A 20,402-nucleotide genomic window follows, 5' to 3' on the forward strand; every position below is an offset into this window, starting at 1 on the left:
GACTTTGGTATGGAGCATGAAAGAATACCGCCTAGAACACCGAATATGAATGCCCATATTGAGTCTTTTCATCGAATCTTGCAAGATGATTGTTTGAATAAATACGAATTTCAAACTTATGGTGAAGCCTATCAAGTGGTGTCCGAATTCATACGGTTCTATAATGAACGCAGGATTCATTCCAGTATTAGGGATATGGCGCCAGAGAAATTTTACAGCCAGAATCAGGTGGAAGCGATTCCAATTAAAATGGTTCGAGTCTAAACGAAAATGAATGAATAAGCTAGAATTAGTGTCTATGTGTCCAAATTTATGGGGTTAATCCGCTAACTCGTCAAGAAGTAGAAGAACTAATGTATTTAGCACTTTCAGTTGGAATGTATCATCACAATTGGAAGTTTGCTCAAGATATATGTCTTAAATTAGCGCAACATGATAATCCACATGTAAGAGCGAATTCTATATTGGGGTTAGCACATATAGCAAGAACTAAAAAACAGTTGGATAAAAGACTAGTAAAACCAATCATTTTGAAAGAACTAAAAAATAATATAGAACATAAAGGTACAATATTAGATGCTATAAGTGATATAAATTTATTTATGAAATGGGAACTAGCAAGGAGGCATAATTATTTGAGCTCGACATAAGGACTTCTTGATGCTAGTTAGCTTATATATACCTGCCTCTCCTCATAAAATCGCTGTTCTATTAACCCACTTCGTTTAAAAGCTTTTAAAATCTAGAACTATGTAGTTCTTCAAAGAGATATATGGCATCTTTGAAACCATGTAGATAAATTTTACTTTCGAGTAATGTTTGTTTAGAGCTTTGGGCATTTTCATAGAGGAAAAAGGTATGTTGGAGGTTGTCAGGCAGGGCTTCTCGGATTGCTTTATAGTGTTGTATGGCTTCATTTGAAAATCGTAAAAAATCAGTATCTGTATTTGTAAGGTTGCTGTGCAATGATTTTAATCGAGCACGAACTAGTGGATCAATATTTATCTCCAATGAATTTTGCAAGAATAAGTCCTCCTAGTATCATTTAAGATTACAAAGTAAAGTTTGTTTTCATGAGTAAAAGTTTAACATATTGAAGAATATAGTCAAGAGAACACAAATATAATTTTGATTAAGTAAAGATTGTTCAATATAATTAAAGAAATATTTAACTACTTTGTGAGGAGTTCACGATGATCAGTTATAAACCATTACAAAAATTGCTGATAGATAGGGAAATAAAGAAGCAAGATTTATTGAAAATGACAGGGATTTCTTCTGCAACAATGGCCAAGTTAAATACGAATGAATATGTTTCATTAGAAGTAATTGATAAAATTTGCTCAGCACTAAATTGTCAACCTGGTGATTTGTTGGAGCATATTCCTGAACGAATGAAGTGAAAGAACCTAAAATAAAAGTGCAAAGATTTGTGGTTCAAAGAAGTACCCCGTCGTATAACAATGCATCTACGCTGCAGGGCTTTTAGCCCCTTGGTTGCCAGATGCTAAAAAACAGAATATTAAAACAACACCGACCCGACCTAAGATAAGAGTTATCTAAAGGCCGGGTCGTGTCGTACATACGAGAACGTTAGGCGAAATCATTACTAAGAGGTGAAGACCCTGCAAAATGAAGATAAAGAACATATAAGAGAAAAATTATTGGAATCTGCCGAATACCGGATTGAGCCAAGCGTTGCAAAAGTTGTTCCAGGAAGCATAATAGGGGCTTCAGTGAACAACCTGCACCGACTAACCGCATCGCGACCGGCGCTAAAGCGCCTTAAGGTTCTCTGGATCGGTAGTACAAGAACTTTATCTACAATTCCCCAAAGCCCAAATAAAATGTAAGGAGGGAACCTCTTGACTACCACGTTCACGAAAGTAGTTGGCATTGGTTTTATTATTTTATCAGTATTAAGGCTAACACCAATAATTAATGCAACTGGGAAGTGGTTATTATATGTATCCATTGCAGCTTTCTTTTTAATACTATTGGACGTAATTGAATACGTTTTTAGAAGGAATAAAAGAAAAGAGAGGTATCAAGGTCAATAATTTAACAGTTCTACGCTCAACTTCTCTAGGATGTGCAGTAATCGCAATAATAGTTTTGCCAAATTTAAAAATTGACATTCCCGTTAAGACTGTTAATGCATGGAGTGACGCAATTTCATTAATTAGCTTAGGACTTGCAATAACGTTAATCGGTTTTAAAACAGAGAGGACTAGAAAGTCTTTATCTAATAAAACTATGTTTACAAGAAATGAAGTAAGCGAATTTTTTAAATCAACTGAAGGACAGAATCTTATTGATGAACGCATAAGGAGACTAGGGCTCCAAGATGTAAACATGATTGGGGAATTTAATGCAGAATCTAAGTAGTGTAACAGCAGATAACACTATATTGACCTATATTGACCTATATTGATACCTCGGACATACTGAACCGGCTCCAATTAGTGGGAGAGAAAAATAAGTGCAAGTAGAATAAAAGCAATAAGACAAGAAGCAGATCTTGAATTAAATAACCGGGGCGTTATTTTCGACTTCTCGGCCGTTTACAAATAAATGATGGTGAATGTAAAAACGAAAAGGAATAAAGAGATCATGAGAAAGATAATTCCTAATGTGATAGTAAGTATACTATTGCTCATTATTCTGCTTGGTGTGGCTGCCTTTTTCCTATTCTTCCATATTGGTATTTTCGAGGTATTAGGGATTCAATACGAATCGTGGGCATCGGTATTTCTGTTTATCGGTTTATCGTTCGTTGCTGATGCGGTTGCCAAAGTATTATTTATTTTTATGAAGACAAGGTATTTCCTCTCTACTGGTCAGCAATTTAAGCAGTATCATGACGCTATTTTCCGAATACTCCTCGATTTTGTTGCTGTTCATCTGATTGATGAATGGATGACGTCCGTTCATTTTTCTATTTTTTCTGAGATTGGTTTTGTTCTTATTATCTATTTGATTGATACTTTACTTTTTCAGAAAAAAGACCATGATCGTTGAGAAGAAAGAAGCAAAATAATGAGTTTGCAATTCAAATGATTCCATTCGGTTAACGGGGAGTGAACATTACATTGTCAGTTGTTCGAGAGTATATTCGATTGTATGCAAAAATAACGTTGAATCAGAAAGTGAGTTTTTTGTGGTACTTGCTTTTACCCTTAATTCTTTTTTTCGTATATCATTACAATTGGATCATGAATAGTCCAGAAGCATCTTTTTTTCAATACCAAGCCAGCATGTTCTTAGCCTATATAACATTCGTCATGTCTATTGAGGTTACGACAAGCTTGATCCGTATGAGAGAAGATGGCTTCTTGAAAATGTTCGCATTCGTTTCGGGCACGAAGTATCCTATGATTATAGGAAAAGTCTTTACGCAATTATCCTTCCTGATTCTTTCGATCCTCATCTTTTCTTTAGTGACCAGCTTATGTAGTCTACATAACCCTACAGATATTATATTATTTATGATTAGTTCCGTCGTTGCGGGCTTAATCGGGGCAATTCCGATAATGTTCTTCTTTTTAATACTTATGATTTTCCCGATGAAGCAAGAATCACTAGTTACTGTATTGAATATGCTTCTACTTGTATTTTTGATCGTAACCGCTAATAATTTGTCGCAATCATTGTCGTGGGGAATCCTGCTGTTATATATCAATCCATTAGAACTGGTTAGAGCTTTGAATCTATTAATAGCGGAATTCATAACGGGTAAGGAATTTATGAATTTTGGCTCGGCTCATATCGTATTCGGCCTGATTTTATATATGATTATCGGACTTTTGGGGATGAGATATACAAGAATCGTATCCTCGACAAATCGAACATGAATTGGGGCAGGTATATGATTACAATTGAGAATTTAAATTATAGGCATAAGAATTGTAATAAGAGTAATTTGGAGAATGTAACTGTAGATTTTAAACCGGGTATAGTAAACGTCATTATAGGAAAAAACGGTTCCGGTAAGACGACGTTATTTGATTTAATTACAAATGTTATTCCAAGACCCAAAGAAATCAAAGGTGTACCGAACCATTCTGAAATTATTTATCAATTACAGGGGTTATCGTTTCCTTCGACTTTGAAAGGGAAGGATTTGTTTCGGTTTTTTTTGTACACGGATCACAATAATAGTATAAAAGTTTCGAATACTCCTTATACCGATAAATACATGGAATCTTCAGAAATTGAGTTAATGGAAAAAGTATGGGACACCCAATTCGGTCAGTTATCTATAGGCGAGCGGCGGTACTTAAGTATTTTAGCGGTAACGCTTATGCAAAGGAAGCTGTATGTATTCGATGAACCGACTTCCGGAGTTGATCCCGAAGCAAGATTGCAAATTTTAAAAAGAATAGAAAGGCTTACTCTTGGTACAAGTTCTACAGTCATTCTTTCTACTCACACTTTACATGAATTTCGAAATATACATTGTAAAATTCATTTATTGCATAAAGGGAGTATAAGATTTCAAGGAACGTATGAGCAGTTTACCGAAAAAGGCGAAAACGGCGATCCAGACTCAGCATTTTATCAAAACCTCTTGCTACATCAAGCAGAGTAATGATAAAGTCCACCCAAAACATTTTACATCAGAAGAATTCAGATGGGCAGGGCACAGTAGAGCAAATAAAAAGCTCTATTGTGTCCTTTTACTTATGTTAATTGGAGGGGGAGATGGTATGACCTATTTACTGTTTGTGATCATTATTTTTATTGGTTTTTTACATCTTATGAATTATATAGTCAATCGTGAGGATAATGAACCCAAGCCGCCATTTAAAGTAAAGTTGTGGCTCATACCAGTGTTGGCGCTTTTATTACTCACAATCGTTTCGTTGTTGGCTGGATTATTCGCACTATTGTTAACCGGAATCGGAGCATTAAACCACACACTCACATTCCCAAATCATTATGCCGCGTTCACAGTTTCGATGTACATAATTCTCTTGTTTCTGCTAGTAGAATCATTTATACATCCGTTCATTTATGCGTTATTATTGGCCCTCTTGAAAAAAAAGCCTACTCGAGTGATTAGTCACATTGTCAATGTGATTGGAGATACGTTAGTTATTTACTTTGTTTTTAACATTTTTCCGTATGTATCTATTTCGGGATTGGACACCGCTTTTTATATCTCCGTTCTTCTTTTGGTTCTTGGTCAAATATGCGTTGGTTTTGAATACGTGATCAAGAGATATATTATTAAAAACAGAAAAAAGAAATGATGACATAGATAAGGTACAGGCAAGCGAAAAGATTCAATCTACGTTCATAAGACCAGGAAAGGGGTGAACAGTGTGGATGTTTATTTAGAAATCGATAATCAAGGAAATTCTCTTTCCCTTGATGTACCCGGTAGTTGAGCTGTGTAATGAACTCACAGGAACAGAAACTTGTAGCTTGTAAGTTCTCCCTCATAATTGGAAGGTAGCACGAGGCTTGGAAATCAAGGATTAAAAGAGATGTACTCGAGGTGAGGATATGATGAAAAAAGAAGCCAGCTACAATAGTTGGCTTCTTGAAAATGTTCGCGTTCGTTTCGGGTACGAAGTACCCTATGATTATAGGAAAAGTCTTTACGCAATTATCCTTTCTGATTCTTTCGAACCGTTTCTTTTGGCGACTATTTATATAGTCCAAAACAACAGAAAGCGGTACTGAATCATCAATAAAATGAACATACAGATAGTTGCTACCAATATAGCATTCCATATTTTTCTTTTTCTGCTAACTTGCTTATCCCTAAATGATCGTAAAATAGGGATAGCTGCAATTACCATGCCAATAGAAAAAACAGCATTGATTATTAGGTGTATCCTAAAATCTCCAATTGGAGAGGACATAGCCGACATAAACCTCGTTATAGTTACTATCATGTTAACCATACATAATAGACCGATAACCGGTAATAGATTTGTTTGTTTATATGCCGGTATATGAAGAGAGATTCCCTGCTTTTTGCGTTTTCTCAATAAAATGACGGATACGAGTGCAGCGATGGAGCCTGTAATAAAAATTATTATACAAAAAACAAAAGCAATCTGATTAATTTGGATGTTTTTGTATAACGGCATTTTTAGATAGTCCCTAATATTTCCTGTGCGAACTTTTTCAACCTGACCGTTTTCATCTAACTCAAAGGATAAAAATGCAAGAGACCCACCGCTTCGTTCCAATATAGATGGATTGGAATCCATTCGTTCAAAAACCAAGGGGGCGACCTCTGCAAAGTGAAGTGTTTCTCGATTTGGATCGATGGAAGGCCGTACTTCAATTTCCCCGTTCCCCATGTCCTTTACCACAATACTATCACCAGAAAGCAAATATAAACTTGACAGGAAGTTGCTATGAATCATTCGGCCCGAATAATAAGTTCCACTGAGATCTTGGGTATGGAGATTTGGCACAGTAACCTTTGCTTGATGAGAAAATTGGGCAGAAAGCTTATCTACAATTTCAGTCCGCACACCACCCGATTCTCCAGCTACGTTGGTAAGCACACTAACACCGAAATTCTCTTCCGGGAGGAGACTTAAAAATGCAGAAAAATTGGTTGTATTCCCTCCATGTTCCAGCAAGCGAGCTCCGTTTTCCTGACGCTGCCAAAACCCATGGGCATTAGAAGGCATACCGGCAGAAACAGAAAGGGAATCGGCATGCATTTCTTTAAGCGTTTGAGGCGAGTTAAATAATGAGTTATCTAAAGCACCCTCATAATCCATTTGTGCGATCATAAACTTTGCCATGTCTTCTGCGGTTGAGGTAATCGCGCCGGCAGGTGCTTCATTTAAAAAGTTTTCTGGTAGCAGCTCGAATCCTTCTGACGCACTGCCATAACCCTTGCTTTTATTTTCTGCAAACCCAGGCAGGTGATAATAATTTGCATAGGCAGTACTTCTTTGCATATGCAAAGGATCAAAGATATGGTTTTTTACATATTCTTCAAAGAGTTCCCCAGACTTAATTTCCACTATATATCCGGCAATGTCTGTACCGAAGTTAGAATATGCGATAACCGTTCCCGGTTCATATATTTGTTTGGGCTGATGTTTTGCACTCACCCATTTTTCAAGAGGAATAACTTTTTCTTTATCAAAAGTAAGCATTTCGCTTGCATTTTCTTCAAACCCTGCGGTATGGTTCATTAAATCTAATATCGTAATTGGTTTATCATAAACCAAATTAAGGCGATCATACCCGATATATTCTCGTATATCTGTATGTAGATCGATCTTTCCTTGTTCAACTAGTTGCATTACTGCTGTCCATGTAAAAATTTTGCTGACCGATCCAATTTCAAATACAGTAGATGTGGGATCAACAGGAATATTCTTCTCTATGTTTGCTACCCCATACCCTTTGCTGAAAATTAGCTTTCCCTCTTTAACTATAGAAACTGCCGCTCCCGGTACGGTAACCCCTATTTTACCTTCCATAATATCATCAACTATTGTTTCGATTTTTGAAATATCCACACCTGATGGAGTTATTTCAGTACTTGCAAATGCTGACATGGGAGAGTAGAAAAAGTAACTGAAAATTGAAATTACGATAGTTACAAAAGCAACCAGCCTATTTATTTTTTTCATTACAAGTCTCCTTATTTCCATTATGTAATCTTCATATATTTTTAGAAACACCAGTTTTATCTCCTTGCTTGTATACCTGTTACTACACTGCCTGCAATGCCTAATACACCTAGCGCTAGCATCCATTTATATGATAAGAAAATTCCAACTAGCATAAAAACAATCCCCGTTATCCCATTTGTAAGTGAACTTATTAGGAATGACCGTTTGCTGGGTTTGGGAAAGCTGATAGAAATTCCTGCCCGTTCCCCAGCCTTTTTACACGCGCTATTTATGCTGCTAAACACTTTATCAATCATCATATCTTTCACTCCTAACATATGAAATAAGAAGCACCCCAGTTAGAAATGCCGACAGCAATATTTAAAATAATGAATACTGGTGCTATATTTCTCTCTTTATTCAAAAATTTGATCTATCGTACTATTTAATAGAAATTCAAATACTTCAAAACGGTCATAAGCAAGTTTATCTTTCAATGTCACCATAAATAGCATCGAACCTATTACAGCATATGCTTTTTCTTTTTCAATTTTCAGTCTGAGTCCTGCAAGATCAATGGTATCGTAGAAAAAAGTTTCGCTATCAAAGTGTAGTTTTTCGATACGGTCTTTAGGTAATTTGTTTAAAAAGGCCAAGAAATCTGGAGTTCCCAGATCATATAGAAATGGTAATTTATCAAATTCTTCGAAATGCCATTTCATGGAACTAATAAAACCAGCTTTGCCCCTTTTACTATTAATAATTTCTAGCAATTTGCTTTTTAACCTATTTTGCACGCGCTCTAAGGTGTCGCAAAACAAATCCTCTTTAGCCGAATACAATAAATAAAATGCTCCTGTTGATATTCCTATTTTTGCTGTTAATTCACCAATACTTGTTTTCTTGTATCCATGCAATGCCCAACTCCGCTCACATTCCGTACAAAGCCTTGTTCTTAGCTCAACTTTTTCTTCATCAGAAAAGCCTTTCGGTCCTCTTGTCATCCATTACACCGCCTTATTTTATTATGAATAAATTTATTTTTTAATTCATGATAGAATCATACGCTCTCTTGTAATAGCTGTCAACAGATATATTTTGCTTGATAATAATTAACGAAAATCATAAAAAGTGATCTAGATTTACTACTTTCGAAGGGGTTTGAACGGATACGATGTGGGGTCTACGGTCTACACTCCTGAGTGGAGCCAAGATCGATCCTAAAGTAACCCATGAAGAGATCACAAAATCAGTAGTAGACTACATAAAAAAGAATAATCTGCATAATATTCCCTGGTGGGCGACGGCTTTTGGAGGAACCATTATCGCGAAAGTAACGGAACAGCTGTGGATTATAGGGTGGGAAGGAGGAACGTTTCGAAGGTGGAAATTATCAGCGATATCGCATGCCCCTGGTGTTATGTGGCCAAAACAGAGCTAGTAAGGTTCAAACAAGGAGGAATAGGATTTGATTCGAAAATTGTCAATGATTTTGATGATGCTGGTACTATTCAGTTCTGAAGTAATGGTGGTCTCTGCCGAGACTGCTTCCTACACAGACGGAACCTACACATTAGAAGTGAATAACGAGGATCCTTCTTTTGATTCGACAGTGAAACAACGAATGATTGATACCTTCTTTATCGTATATCCTCAGATGGTTGCACGTTTCAATGGTCAGGCAGTTCGCAAAGTACATTTTACAATTGATCCGACATACTCTGGTGTTGCGGAAGCAGGAGGGGGCAATGTTAGATTCAGCTCTAATTGGCTGCGAAAGAATCCGGAAGATATTGATACGGTGACCCATGAGTTAATGCATATCGTTCAAGCCTATCCTGGGGGGAGCCCGGGATGGTTAACCGAAGGGATCGCGGACTATGCCCGTTACAAATATGGCGTAAATAATGGGCCGGCAGGATGGGTTCTGCCTAATTATAGCCCTAATCATAAATATACGGATAGTTACCAAGTTACAGCTCGCTTTTTCGTATGGCTGGAAAATCGGATCCGTCCGTCGATCGTCAATGAGATGGACTCCAATCTTCGTAATCGGACTTATAGTGAACAATTATGGGTGAAGTTAACTGGCCAGACTGTCGATCAGTTATGGCAGCAATATTCAAAGGATCCAAACTTGACTAGCAACGATGTGCTTGTGGGAAGACCCTATAAATTAATTAATGTAAACAGTGGAAAAGCATTGGATGTTCAAGGAGCAGGGGCAGCGAATGGCACAAATGTTCAGATTTATTCAGATAACGGATCAGCAGCTCAACGTTGGACCGTGTATCGAAACCAAGACGGCACATATAAACTGATTAACGCGGTTAGTGCCAAAGCACTGGATGTGACAAGTTCGGGGACAGCAGACGGTACAAACGTACAGATTTGGGATGACAACGGTTCAGGTGCACAGAAATGGAGCTTAATGCGTAATACAGATGGCTCGTATAAACTAATTAATAGTAACAGCAATAAGGCTCTGGATGTATCCGCATCAGGCACGAACGACGGTACGAACGTGCAAATCTGGACGGATAATGGGAGCGCTGCTCAAAAGTGGAAGTTGGTACTTTTAAAATAATAGGGGTAGGAATTCATATGACCAGTTAGATCTAATTGATCTAGCTGTTTTTTTCATATTTTCGTGTAATCGGAAGGACGTTGGCCCTTAGCCGGAATATGTAAGATTTGACTTGATTATCAAAAGGGACTAACCCGTGAAGGGTCAGTCCCGTTGCGTCTTGCTATTATTCTACAAGCTTCCAGGATTCATCGCTGCCCGGAATGCTCTTCGTCCACCACTCGGCTAGGTAGAGCTTGCCCTCATAGCGAACCAAATCGCCTTTCACATATACATTGCCCGGCACGTAATCTACACTGCCGTCTTCGTTTGGATTCACTTCTTTATGCCATGCTATGGAGTTATCCGGCGCTTCGCCTCGTACCCACCAATTTGCTGTGTATTTCTCTCCTTTGTAGATAACCGTATCACCCTCATAGTAGATCTTGTTCGGATCATACGTATCCGCAAGCCCGTCGGTAACGGTAATATTCCTCTCTGCCAAGGCTTGCAGGCCTTGATTGTCTTCTACAGTGTACACCAGTTTGTAGGTTCCCGGAGTAGAGGAGTCAACCGTTCCTTCGATCGCGATGCGATCGGTCAGGTCGCCGTCCTCTTCATCCGCAGCGGTAACTCCTTCTTTCGGATCGAAGTGATCGCCCACGAGAATTGTTTTATCCGTAGCGCCATGAATCACTGGCTTGTGATTGATCTTTTCTGCCACAGTGATCGTACGTTCAGCAACTGCTTGCTGTCCTTGGCTGTTCTCTACGGTGTATACCAGCTTATAGGCTCCTGGGGTAGAGGAGTCAACCGCTCCTTCGATCACGATGCGATCGGTCAGGTCGCCATCCTGTTTGTCCGTAGCGGTAACTCCGTCTCTCGGATCAAATTGCTCGCCCACGAAGATCGTTTTATCTGCTGCACCATGAATCACAGGTTTTGAAATTACCGGCGGAATGCTTCCATTTCCGAATGTCTTAAAAATATCGGTAAATTGATATTGCGCCGTTACGCCGCTGTTGTTTTCCAACATCGCATCCCGGTTCATCGACCAGAAGGAGGTCATCGCCAGCCCTTTCTCGATCGCATGATCCACAACCAACTGCGACCACTCCGTCGTAAAGATCGGATGAAGGTTGCTTTCGAACCCGATAGATGGCGTCGTACCAATGATTCCATAAGCCTCTTGATCGGTTAGATCGATGTTAGCGAATTGCTTGTAGTATTGCTTCACTTGATTCTTCGTCGAATCAACGGCTCTCAGAGAAGCGGAACCATAGTTTTCGCCAGGCTGGAGCGTACCATTGCCGTAGTTCATCGTCATGATGTTCACGACGTGGACATCCACGCCAGCAGACAAGTAAGCTTCCAATACATCCAGTTGAACAGAAGTCAGACCGCTTGGTAGTACAGGGAGTGTTAATACGATATCGACTCCTGTTGCATCCTGCAGCTTCTTAATTGCCTTTGCGTTAGCGATATTCATGTCTTTGTCCTGAGCAGCGCCCTCAATGTCAAGGTCAAATCGGGTCAGTCCATAGCCTTGAACCAGCTCCATATACGTATGAAAGAGCGTATCGGTGTCTTGAGTGACTTCCCAGAATGCAGCTCCGTTCGCACCGCCTAGCGAGATCGTGACATCTCCGCCCAACTCACGAATTTCCCGGATGGACTGCTTAATTCCTTGATATTGGGTGTCGTTCGGATTCTTTTCGCTTAGTAAGGAATGTCCTCCCCAGCCCCATTGCACTTTGCCGTCCGCTACTTGACGCCCAACGGGCTGAACAAAGCCGAGATTGAAGAATTTCACGCCGGTATCCTCGGAAATTCTGGCAAGGTTAGGAGCGCCATTGTTGGAATAGCCCGGCTTGGTAACCCATGCAACCATGTCGATGAATGGGGAATTGACTTGCTTCGGCCACTCGATTCCTTGACCAACCCCAAAGTCATACCCCGGTGCTGTCGTTTCGATAACGGTAATGGTACGTTTTTTCTCGACCGTTAATCCTTGCGAGTCCGTAACAGAGTAAATCAGCTCATACTTGCCGGCTGCATTTGTATTGACTTCTCCCGTCACGGCAATATGGGATGTGAGATCTCCGTCTTCTGCGTCCGTAGCCGTTACGCCAGCCAGCTTATCAAAGCTGTCGCCGACTTTCAGCGTCAGGTCTGCTATGCCATGCAATACAGGCGGTTGATTCTTGCTTGGAGCTTCGATAACTGTAATGGTGCGTTTTTTCTCGACCGTTAATCCTTGCGAATCGGAAACGGAGTAAACCAGCTCATACTTGCCGGCTGCATTCGTATTGACTTCTCCCGTCACGTTAATACGTGATGTCAGATCTCCGTCTTCTGCGTCCGTAGCCGTTACGCCGGCCAGCTTATCAAAGTTGTCGCCGACTGTAAGCGTCACGTCCGTTACGCCATGCAATACAGGCGGTTGATTCTTGCTTGGAGCTTCATCACCCAAAATGAGTTGTCTGTTCATCTCTGGGCTGTTATCCGACACCCGCTGAACCAGCTCCATGCTTGTAATCTTGGCATCTCCCTTCAGTTTGAACGTATAGGATCTGCCAGTTTCAATCGTTTTAGCATCATAGACCGATTTCAAATCGACGACCGTGTAACCGTTCTCATTTGTTACGGTTCCCGCCAAATAATCGCCTGAAGTCAGCGGTCCATCGGCTTGGATGTAGAGCTTCGGCAGCTTAACCGTTTTAGCTCCTCTTTCCACCGCTTTCAACACTTGATTCGATTCGGTCAAAGACTCGTTATTGAAGAGGGTGATTTCATAGCCTTTGCTGTTGCCCCAAGCCTCAGTATACGGTTTCACATCCGCCGTAACGTCCAGCTTGGTATATTGGATTTCATGTGTTGTCAACGCCTGGCTCCCGAAGAGGCCTTCTTTCGTTGCCTTTGTTAATTTGTCGCGCTTGGCAGGATCCGCAGTAGGGGCATCATTGGAAGCCATCCAAGCAATGACGCCGCCCAGACCGTTTTCAAGCACATATTTCGTTTTCTCTTGAATGGATCTTTCATTGTCATACGTGTAGAATACGCCAGTTGTCCCATCATACAGATAGGGAGCTTTGGCTGCATCATCCCAATATTCCTTGAGATTCGGGTAAGTGGCCTTCAGCTTGTCGAGGTTGCGATAAGACCAAATCCCTGTTCGGCGGCCGCCGTCCCCAACAGCGAGCGCTGCCTCGCCAACCGCGCCGCGGGATGGAGTCTGATCCGCATCCTTGGCTGATAGTGCTGCTTCGCCGAATAGCCCCGGATGATTCGGATCGGATCCTTGCGATACTTTATCCCAGCCGCGAGTGTAGTAGGCTGCCCCGACAACAATCTTGTTCGGCTCGGCTCCTTGCTGAATCAAATATTTCACGCTCTCGTCTATGGACAGGTTGTTGCCCGTGAGCGGGTCGTTCGGGTTCGTATACAAGCCGGTATGGTGGCCGCTTATTTCATCCCATGCACCGCGCATGTCATAAGTCATAATGTTGGCAAAGTCTACAATGTTGAACAGTCTCGGCACATCAATGCCGATATCGATCTTACTCTTCGGCGCTGGAAGTGCAACAGACAGTTCATACGCTTTACCAAGCTCGGCTCCTTGCTTATTCAATGCGTTTTTGATATCTTGCAGGAGTAAAATATAATTGTTTTTATCCTCTGGTATAGCGTATTTCGTACCTTCATCGTTCTTATTATCGACCATATCAGGCTGTCGAACTTCAGCCGGGAACTCCCAATCGACATCCACGAAGTCCATGTTCGTGTACTTGATGAATTTCATGACATTTTGGATCAGATTTGCCCGTTTGGAAGCATCGGCTGCAACGACAGCGAAGTCGCCTGATTTCGACCATCCGCCAAGAGAGATGCCGATCTTCAGATTCGGGTTTTCTGCGCGCAATTGCTGCAGGGCGATAAGGATGCCTGCATTGGCCGCTTGCCATTGAACGCCATCCTGGCCGACAGGCGCTTCTACTGCCGCATCCTTATCCGTAAAGACAAGGTTGCCTTGGGCATCAAAATCGAGAAACGCATAGTTCAGGTGGGTTAATTGATCGGCCGGTATATCCTTAGGATAAAAGTTCCCTTGTCCTCCCCAAATCGACCAATCGCCATAGTACATAACATTCCTTATTTCCTTTGTCGCGTTTTTGACCACAGGTTCCTGTGCTGCGGAAACAGCCGACCCTGCATAAGCCGGTGCCAACGAAGACACGAACATCATGATGGTCACTACCGTCATTGCGAACAATCTCCGTGCACTCTGCTTTTTCCCAGTCTTCATCCGTTATTCACTTCCTATCAATAGATTTTATTAATAGGCAGCTAGGGTGGGGCATCTCGCCATGGATCATACAAAAACAACCATACGACTAATAGAGATGGGGGTCTATTAATCGGCAACTGGCTGGCATAGAATTTCTTCCTTAGCCCCTTTAGTTTTGCGTCACTAGATTTCCCTAGCTTTGCCTAGTAATACCTGCAAACATGCATACTCTTGCATAACGATACATGTTTACACCGTTAAATATACAGCAGTTTCACGTTTATTTAATGGGTCATACGGATTATTTGTGAATATATGAACATAGTTCGATATTATTATTCACTAGAAATATATCATGTTGAAATCCGGATGGAATAAGAGGATGTATGTTAATTCCATATGGTTTGATACTGGACATCAGCCTAGTAACTGCACCGATCCCTTGTTATTCCTTGTTATGCTTTTTTACATATTCCACATGTCCGACAAGGTTTGGGCAGTAGGTCTTAGGGAGGGAATTAAAAAGGACTGATCCTCCTTTTCTGGGCAATTATACCTCGCCCAAAAGTTGAAGAATCAGGAACAAAACAGTGGTCTGACGATCATTTTCGATAACGGAACCAGGATTGCTTTGACAGCTAATTCATTTTATTTTATAGTAAGTAACACACTAACTACTAAAGGAGTTGCCATGGAAGAACTTTTTAAAGAACTTCAGAAATGGGGCTTTTCACAATATGAATGTAAAGCGTACATAGGGCTATTGAAAAATTCTCCTATAACCGGATATGAAATAAGCAAAAGGTCAGGTGTACCTCGTTCAACGATATATGAAGTACTGGCAAAATTAATGGATAAAGGTGCGGTGTATACAGTACCTACTGATCCTGTAACCTATGCGCCATTACCAGCAAAAGAATTAATCCGTCGATTGCGTAATGACTTTGACAATTCTATGGATTATCTTGAAAAGAATTTATCTGCGTTAGAAAGTGAACAAGAAGTAGATGTCATTCGACGCATCAGCAGTGATGAGCGCGTTGTGGCCGAAATGATTGACATAATCGATAAAGCTAAAAAAGAAATATGGTTGTCGATTTGGGAACCACAAGTCGCTTCGATAAAAGGTGCTATAGATGAGCGGATAAAGGATGATACCCACGTCTTTTCTATTCTTTTTGGAGCACCTGAGATTCAGCTTGGGGCAACGACTCATCACAACTACATGGCTCCAGAAGTAGCTGAGGAACGTATGAACGGCCGCTTAACGATTGTTGCACGGGATAATGAAGAAGTATTAATTGCAAATTTCGCGCAAAATACACCTGCATGGGCGGTAAAAACGGAAGACCCGGCACTTGTGTTAATCGCGATGGAATACATCAGGCATGACATTATGTTCTCAGAATTAGTGAAAGAAGTGGGCCCAGAGAAAGCAGAAGCGCTTTGGAAAAACGCTCCTAACCTATTTCATGTTGTTACCGGGAAACGGTTCAAATAAATTGAACCGTATTTTCTTTCACTTTTTCGTAGTAGTTAGTAAGTTAGCTTCTAATACTTGAAAATAAAGAGGGAATGAAATGAGTCTGTCGAACGTCCAAATGAATTCGTCTCCGAGAGCTGAAGATAGCTTTATCCAAGGAGTAAAAGATTGTGTCCCCACGCTGCTGGGTTATTTAAGTATCGGATTAGCTGCAGGTGTGATCCAAAAGACTGCGGGACTTAGCATCGCTGAGATCGCTCTGATGTCTATGATTCTCTATGCTGGCTCAGCTCAGTTTATTGCTGCGGGTATGATAGCAGCAAGTAGTTCGATTACTGCCATTATTATTACGATTTTCTTTGTAAATCTTCGTCATATTTTACTTAGTGCAGCACTAGCACCTTATTTCCGGCATCTTACTCCACTTCGCAACATGCTAGTAGGTTCTCTACTCACCGATGAGACATTCGGTGTCGCGATTACCGAGGCGGCCAAGAAAAAGCGAATCAGTGAGAAATGGATGCATGGCCTCAACATAACCGCTTATGTAAATTGGCTTGCAGCGAATCTAGCAGGAGCATTTTTGGCGCAATGGATTTCGAATCCTGAGAAATTCGGACTAGCATTTGCCTTGCCAGCTATGTTTATTGGAATTCTCGTACTCTCTATGGTAGGGCGAAATAGAATCAAACTTGATATCGTTGTCGCAATTATTGCAGTGGTCATTGCTGTGGGAAGTTCTTTCTTTTTGTCCAGCAGTATGGGCGTTATTGTGGCTACAATTATTGCTTCAACAATAGGAATGGTGGTAGAAAAATGGAAGTAAGATGGGACATTTTTTTGATTATTCTAGGCTCAGCTTTTGTCACGTTCATTCCAAGGGTCGTTCCTCTTATGGTGCTTAGTCGGTTTGAATTACCAGAATGGGCAATGCGTTGGTTAAATTATGTCCCCATTTCTGTAATAGCTGCTCTGATAGGTCAAGAGATATTTATCCATGACGGAAAGCTTACATCTCTTACCAACAACATTGAATTTTTTGCAGCCATACCGACTTTTTTAATTGCGATAAAAACAAGAAGTTTATTGGGAACCGTACTGGGCGGTATTATCTCCATAATCATTTTACGCTTATTGTTTTGAAACTTGATACTAGAGTTTTGGCAATCTTCGCTCTTAACGTGAAGAGAATAGTAAAGCTACCGAAGTGAGAAGCCAGTGGTACAGGCTTGTGTATACAGTGAAAAAGACGACTATTATCCCATAAATAGAATAATAGTCGTCTTTTGTTTCGCTCTACGGCCTCGGATTGATCCAAGGTTGTATTGCTCGATTTATTGTTCTGATTCGATTGGGGCTACTTGTCGTTGCGAGATATCATTTGATGATAACGATAAACACTTGATTCCGACATTCCCATTATTTCAGCAACTTCATTTATTGTACCTTTAACTTCAAATACCCCATATTCCTTTAATTTGAAAATAGCAAGTCTCTTTTGTTCAGGTGATAACTGAGCACCGGATTCTAATATATCTTTATCTATTACTGAATAAATGATATTACGAATATTATCGGTAAGTTTTTCAATAGGTTGTTCCTGGTCAGTTTCTTGTTCGATAAGATCTATAGCTGAACTTAGATTGGCCAATTTTAATATATCCTTTGCGACTTTCCTATAGACATCCGCATCAAAATTTATACATAAAAGACCTTGTAATTGACCTTCACGATCTTTTATAAATAAAGTTGATGAACGGAATTTTTTACCTCTGGGTCCTTCTCCAACATAATCTACAACATAATCCTTTTTTAAATATACCTTTTCGTTGATTAATTTTTTTGCATAGTCAGTTAAAGGGCCATTTAAAGATCTTCCACTTAAGTCTCCATTGACTATGTGACCGATTTGAGAACCCCCATTAGGATTTAAAACATGTAATACAAATTCATAATTAGATCCCAAAATTTCCCCGAAATAATTCATTATGTTTTGATAGTGTCGAAATAGTTCATTATCCATTTAAGTATTCCTCCTAATCAGTTATTCCTGAATTTCATTCACTATGAAATTGCTCGCGAATTCATATTCAATTCCAAGGTTGAGCAAAATCTCTTTCAATAAAAGATGCGCTTTACTTCTCGTACATAGATGCGTTCTTCTTTTTTCAGCTATAGACAACCCAACTTCGGGTCTTTTATCGGCAAGGTTTCGTTTAATGAAGAAGCCAGCATTCAAAATAGACAACCCTATTATAACTTATAACAAGTTTTTTAGAATTTTAAAAGGGAGAAACATTAAATTTGTAATAAAAAATTCCGATAATAATAATTTATTATCATTTGTTTGACTGCATGAATATCTATGTGGTACTCTGTCTGTGTAGTAATAAAAAATAATTACTATAATAAATTATTTCAAATTATGTGAGAAGGATCAGAAAACATCGTTGTTTTGATGGCATTGATTGCAACGAGTATGATTACAACGATAATTTATCCAAGTATTCAATTCGTACTAAGAAAGGGTTTGATGATTCTTAGTGTTACTTTTGAAAACCCTTACATGGTGGGCGGGTGACTAGTATGGCAACTATGGGGAGGAAACTAATATGAATATGAAATTAGTACCTGTTAAAGAAAAAAGGGTTGTTAATTACAAAAGTTGTTTTGATGTGATTGGACCGGTTATGATCGGCCCCTCCAGTTCACATACTGCAGGTGCCTTAGCTATTGGAACAGTTGCCAATAAACTATTTCAAGGTCTTCCCAAAAAAGTTGTGGTAAGGTATTATGAATCATTTGCTGAAACCCATAAAGGACACGGAACTGATTTTGCAATTATTGCCGGTATATTAGGATTTGCTGCCGACGATAGTAGGGTGCCTGGTGCTATTGAAATAGCAGAATCTAAAGGAATTGACATTACCTTTTTAGAAGAAGCAGGTGATAGTCCTGCCGGTCATCCGAATACTGCAGATATTTATTTGGAGGATGGAAATCGAAATATTAGAACAATGGGAACTTCAGTCGGTGGCGGATTAATTGAAATTAAACATATAGAAATTGACGGGTTTAGCTTACATCTTCAAGGGCCATTGCCGGTTATTATAGCGATTTCCGAGAGAGATGACCTTGAATTTATATTACGCAGGATCTTTAAACAATATAATGTGGAAATTAACAATTTTAATAGTTTGGAGAAGTCAGGAAAATATTTATATCAATTTGATGTGGATTCTCAATTATCTAGTGATGTTCAGAAGGAATTGAGAAATTCTAGCAGTGCAGCTAATATCATTATTCTTTAATTAGATTAGGGGTGAAAAGTTTATGTACATGACTATAAAGGAAATTATCGATGCAGCTAATCAAAGGAAAAAGCCAATTTATGAATTAGCAATCGAGCAGGAAATCGAGCAAACTAAAACTTCTTATGAAGATGTTTGGAGAAAAATGGAAAGAAATTTAGTGACTATGGAGAATGCTGTAAAGAAAAGCGCTGAGGGCAACGGAGTATTTTCTCCGACCGGTTTATCCGGAGGGGATGCTGTTAAAATAAAACAATATCGTGAAAGTGGAAAAACCCTTTCTGGAGATTTGATGATGCTCGGGGTCCAAAACGCTATCGGAGTTAATGAAGTAAATGCGTCGATGGGAGTTATTTGTGCAACTCCAACTGCAGGTGCAAGTGGGACAATCCCGGGAGTGCTGTTTAGTATCCAAGATAGTTTACAATTAAGTCATGAAGACAAGGTTCATTTTCTATTCACTTCAGCTTTATTAGGAATGGTAGTAGCAAATAACGCTTGTATTTCCGGAGCCTTCGGAGGATGTCAAGCTGAAGTAGGTAGTGCCTCAGCAATGGCTGCAGCAGCAGCAGTAGAAGCTGCCGGAGGAACACCTCAGCAATCATCTGACGCTTTCTCAACTGCACTGCAAAATTTACTTGGTCTAGTTTGTGATCCGGTTGCAGGCTTGGTAGAAGTTCCTTGTGTAAAGAGAAATGCTATTGGAACGGCTAATGCCTTAGTAGCAGCGGATATTGCATTAGCAGGCGTAACCAACATCATCAATGCTGATGAAGTAATTGAAGCGATGTTCGTAGTAGGAAGACAGATGCCTCGCGAATTAAGAGAGACAGGTTTAGGTGGAATTGCAGCCACTCCCACAGGAATTGCTATTAAAAACAAAATTTTCGAAGATAAGGTTACTAGAAAATAAGATAATAATAATATATAATTATAGTAATAAAAGATTACAATATTTACACAGAAATGTAAGCGTTATAGCAAAATAATGGAATTTCAACTCATGCTTTGTGAAAAAAATCACAGTTATTAAGGTTCATTCTCCAATTCTCTATCAAGGATGAGAGGAGTGTATATCGATATCTATTAATGCCATATAATGTAATAGTATGCATTAAATAGTTTTGTAAACGTAAACAATTTTAACAGTTTT

The 20,402-nt window shown here is 39.7% G+C and carries 20 protein-coding genes and 1 riboswitch; of the genes, 14 read left to right on the plus strand and 6 right to left on the minus strand.

Annotation, left to right across the window (positions count from 1 at the left end):
* Positions 1-264: integrase core domain-containing protein (locus BLS15_RS26960; protein WP_139170729.1), on the plus strand; the 264-nt coding region annotated here is incomplete at its 5' end.
* 89 nt (positions 265-353) lie between these two features.
* Positions 354-650: a hypothetical protein gene (locus tag BLS15_RS26965; RefSeq protein WP_254777412.1), complete on the plus strand. Its 297-nt coding sequence runs from the start codon at positions 354-356 to the stop codon at positions 648-650.
* An 85-nt stretch (positions 651-735) separates the two neighbouring features.
* On the opposite strand, the gene BLS15_RS26970 is transcribed toward BLS15_RS26965, so the two are convergent.
* Positions 736-1,023: a hypothetical protein gene (locus tag BLS15_RS26970; RefSeq protein WP_028532063.1), complete on the minus strand. Its 288-nt coding sequence runs from the start codon at positions 1,021-1,023 to the stop codon at positions 736-738.
* Positions 1,024-1,193: 170 nt separating this feature from the next.
* Between BLS15_RS26970 and BLS15_RS26975 the strand changes: the two genes are divergently transcribed.
* The 6 genes from BLS15_RS26975 (at position 1,194) to BLS15_RS27000 (ending at position 5,255) form a co-directional block, all read left to right on the plus strand.
* Positions 1,194-1,403: a helix-turn-helix domain-containing protein gene (locus BLS15_RS26975; protein WP_021255836.1), complete on the plus strand. Its 210-nt coding sequence runs from the start codon at positions 1,194-1,196 to the stop codon at positions 1,401-1,403.
* Positions 1,404-2,007: 604 nt separating this feature from the next.
* Positions 2,008-2,388: a hypothetical protein gene (locus BLS15_RS26980; RefSeq protein WP_254777413.1), complete on the plus strand. Its 381-nt coding sequence runs from the start codon at positions 2,008-2,010 to the stop codon at positions 2,386-2,388.
* 225 nt (positions 2,389-2,613) lie between these two features.
* A complete protein-coding gene (locus BLS15_RS26985; protein WP_175460849.1) occupies positions 2,614-3,021 on the plus strand; it encodes a YrvL family regulatory protein in 408 nt (135 codons plus the stop codon).
* A gap of 545 nt (positions 3,022-3,566) precedes the next feature.
* The gene (locus BLS15_RS29230) at positions 3,567-3,854 is read left to right on the plus strand and encodes a hypothetical protein (protein ID WP_217635875.1); all 288 of its coding nucleotides are present in this window, start codon (positions 3,567-3,569) and stop codon (positions 3,852-3,854) included.
* 14 nt (positions 3,855-3,868) lie between these two features.
* Positions 3,869-4,591: an ATP-binding cassette domain-containing protein gene (locus tag BLS15_RS26995; RefSeq protein ID WP_021255840.1), complete on the plus strand. Its 723-nt coding sequence runs from the start codon at positions 3,869-3,871 to the stop codon at positions 4,589-4,591.
* Positions 4,592-4,709: 118 nt separating this feature from the next.
* Positions 4,710-5,255, plus strand: a complete 546-nt coding sequence (locus tag BLS15_RS27000) for a hypothetical protein (RefSeq protein ID WP_028532058.1) — start codon at positions 4,710-4,712, stop codon at positions 5,253-5,255.
* A 402-nt stretch (positions 5,256-5,657) separates the two neighbouring features.
* Here the strand turns inward: BLS15_RS27000 and BLS15_RS27005 are convergent, their stop codons facing one another.
* From BLS15_RS27005 to BLS15_RS27010, 3 genes are all read right to left on the minus strand, one after another.
* On the minus strand, positions 5,658-7,619 hold the full coding sequence (locus BLS15_RS27005) for a serine hydrolase domain-containing protein (protein ID WP_175460850.1): 1,962 nt from the start codon (positions 7,617-7,619) through the stop codon (positions 5,658-5,660).
* Positions 7,620-7,675: 56 nt separating this feature from the next.
* Positions 7,676-7,921, minus strand: a complete 246-nt coding sequence (locus BLS15_RS29180) for a hypothetical protein (RefSeq protein WP_051614044.1) — start codon at positions 7,919-7,921, stop codon at positions 7,676-7,678.
* 96 nt (positions 7,922-8,017) lie between these two features.
* Positions 8,018-8,605: a TetR/AcrR family transcriptional regulator gene (locus BLS15_RS27010; protein ID WP_028532056.1), complete on the minus strand. Its 588-nt coding sequence runs from the start codon at positions 8,603-8,605 to the stop codon at positions 8,018-8,020.
* A 464-nt stretch (positions 8,606-9,069) separates the two neighbouring features.
* Between BLS15_RS27010 and BLS15_RS27020 the strand changes: the two genes are divergently transcribed.
* Complete coding sequence (locus tag BLS15_RS27020) at positions 9,070-10,188, plus strand: RICIN domain-containing protein (RefSeq protein ID WP_231515081.1); 1,119 nt, start codon at positions 9,070-9,072, stop codon at positions 10,186-10,188.
* A gap of 166 nt (positions 10,189-10,354) precedes the next feature.
* Here the strand turns inward: BLS15_RS27020 and BLS15_RS29890 are convergent, their stop codons facing one another.
* Positions 10,355-14,473 carry a glycosyl hydrolase family 18 protein gene (locus BLS15_RS29890; RefSeq protein WP_217635876.1) on the minus strand — a complete coding sequence of 1,373 codons (4,119 nt, stop codon included), beginning with the start codon at positions 14,471-14,473 and terminating at the stop codon, positions 10,355-10,357.
* 111 nt (positions 14,474-14,584) lie between these two features.
* Positions 14,585-14,669, minus strand: a riboswitch (cyclic di-GMP riboswitch).
* 477 nt (positions 14,670-15,146) lie between these two features.
* Here BLS15_RS29890 and BLS15_RS27035 point away from each other — a divergent pair.
* The 3 genes from BLS15_RS27035 (at position 15,147) to BLS15_RS27045 (ending at position 17,081) form a co-directional block, all read left to right on the plus strand.
* A complete protein-coding gene (locus BLS15_RS27035; protein WP_021255843.1) occupies positions 15,147-15,956 on the plus strand; it encodes a TrmB family transcriptional regulator in 810 nt (269 codons plus the stop codon).
* 79 nt (positions 15,957-16,035) lie between these two features.
* Positions 16,036-16,764 (plus strand): AzlC family ABC transporter permease, encoded by a 729-nt coding sequence (locus BLS15_RS27040; RefSeq protein ID WP_021255844.1) that lies wholly within the window; start codon positions 16,036-16,038, stop codon positions 16,762-16,764.
* Complete coding sequence (locus BLS15_RS27045) at positions 16,755-17,081, plus strand: AzlD domain-containing protein (protein ID WP_021255845.1); 327 nt, start codon at positions 16,755-16,757, stop codon at positions 17,079-17,081. The genes BLS15_RS27040 and BLS15_RS27045 overlap by 10 nt, the downstream gene beginning before the upstream one ends.
* A 214-nt stretch (positions 17,082-17,295) precedes the next feature.
* Here the strand turns inward: BLS15_RS27045 and BLS15_RS27050 are convergent, their stop codons facing one another.
* Positions 17,296-17,961 carry a helix-turn-helix transcriptional regulator gene (locus BLS15_RS27050; RefSeq protein ID WP_021255846.1) on the minus strand — a complete coding sequence of 222 codons (666 nt, stop codon included), beginning with the start codon at positions 17,959-17,961 and terminating at the stop codon, positions 17,296-17,298.
* Between the two features lie 589 nt (positions 17,962-18,550).
* Here BLS15_RS27050 and sdaAB point away from each other — a divergent pair.
* Positions 18,551-19,249 (plus strand): L-serine ammonia-lyase, iron-sulfur-dependent subunit beta, encoded by a 699-nt coding sequence (sdaAB, locus tag BLS15_RS27055; protein WP_021255847.1) that lies wholly within the window; start codon positions 18,551-18,553, stop codon positions 19,247-19,249.
* 22 nt (positions 19,250-19,271) lie between these two features.
* Positions 19,272-20,162, plus strand: a complete 891-nt coding sequence (gene sdaAA / locus BLS15_RS27060; RefSeq protein ID WP_021255848.1) for an L-serine ammonia-lyase, iron-sulfur-dependent, subunit alpha — start codon at positions 19,272-19,274, stop codon at positions 20,160-20,162.
* The last annotated feature ends 240 nt before the right edge of the window (positions 20,163-20,402 follow it).

It is taken from the genome of Paenibacillus sp. cl6col (genome assembly GCF_900102125.1).
Taxonomy (GTDB): domain Bacteria; phylum Bacillota; class Bacilli; order Paenibacillales; family Paenibacillaceae; genus Paenibacillus_B; species Paenibacillus_B suaedae.

Bases quoted from the DNA above. Each gene is read 5' to 3' on its own strand.
- BLS15_RS27005 (WP_175460850.1), bottom strand. From the start codon at position 7,619: ATGAAAAAAATAAATAGGCTGGTTGCTTTTGTAACTATCGTAATTTCA.
- BLS15_RS27010 (WP_028532056.1), bottom strand. From the start codon at position 8,605: ATGACAAGAGGACCGAAAGGCTTTTCTGATGAAGAAAAAGTTGAGCTA.
- BLS15_RS26965 (WP_254777412.1), top strand. From the start codon at position 354: ATGTATTTAGCACTTTCAGTTGGAATGTATCATCACAATTGGAAGTTT.
- sdaAB (WP_021255847.1), top strand. From the start codon at position 18,551: ATGAATATGAAATTAGTACCTGTTAAAGAAAAAAGGGTTGTTAATTAC.
- BLS15_RS29890 (WP_217635876.1), bottom strand. From the start codon at position 14,473: ATGAAGACTGGGAAAAAGCAGAGTGCACGGAGATTGTTCGCAATGACG.
- BLS15_RS26985 (WP_175460849.1), top strand. From the start codon at position 2,614: ATGAGAAAGATAATTCCTAATGTGATAGTAAGTATACTATTGCTCATT.
- BLS15_RS27000 (WP_028532058.1), top strand. From the start codon at position 4,710: ATGACCTATTTACTGTTTGTGATCATTATTTTTATTGGTTTTTTACAT.
- BLS15_RS27045 (WP_021255845.1), top strand. From the start codon at position 16,755: ATGGAAGTAAGATGGGACATTTTTTTGATTATTCTAGGCTCAGCTTTT.
- sdaAA (WP_021255848.1), top strand. From the start codon at position 19,272: ATGTACATGACTATAAAGGAAATTATCGATGCAGCTAATCAAAGGAAA.
- BLS15_RS26975 (WP_021255836.1), top strand. From the start codon at position 1,194: ATGATCAGTTATAAACCATTACAAAAATTGCTGATAGATAGGGAAATA.
- BLS15_RS26995 (WP_021255840.1), top strand. From the start codon at position 3,869: ATGATTACAATTGAGAATTTAAATTATAGGCATAAGAATTGTAATAAG.
- BLS15_RS27050 (WP_021255846.1), bottom strand. From the start codon at position 17,961: ATGGATAATGAACTATTTCGACACTATCAAAACATAATGAATTATTTC.
- BLS15_RS29230 (WP_217635875.1), top strand. From the start codon at position 3,567: ATGAAGCAAGAATCACTAGTTACTGTATTGAATATGCTTCTACTTGTA.
- BLS15_RS27040 (WP_021255844.1), top strand. From the start codon at position 16,036: ATGAGTCTGTCGAACGTCCAAATGAATTCGTCTCCGAGAGCTGAAGAT.
- BLS15_RS29180 (WP_051614044.1), bottom strand. From the start codon at position 7,921: ATGATGATTGATAAAGTGTTTAGCAGCATAAATAGCGCGTGTAAAAAG.
- BLS15_RS27035 (WP_021255843.1), top strand. From the start codon at position 15,147: ATGGAAGAACTTTTTAAAGAACTTCAGAAATGGGGCTTTTCACAATAT.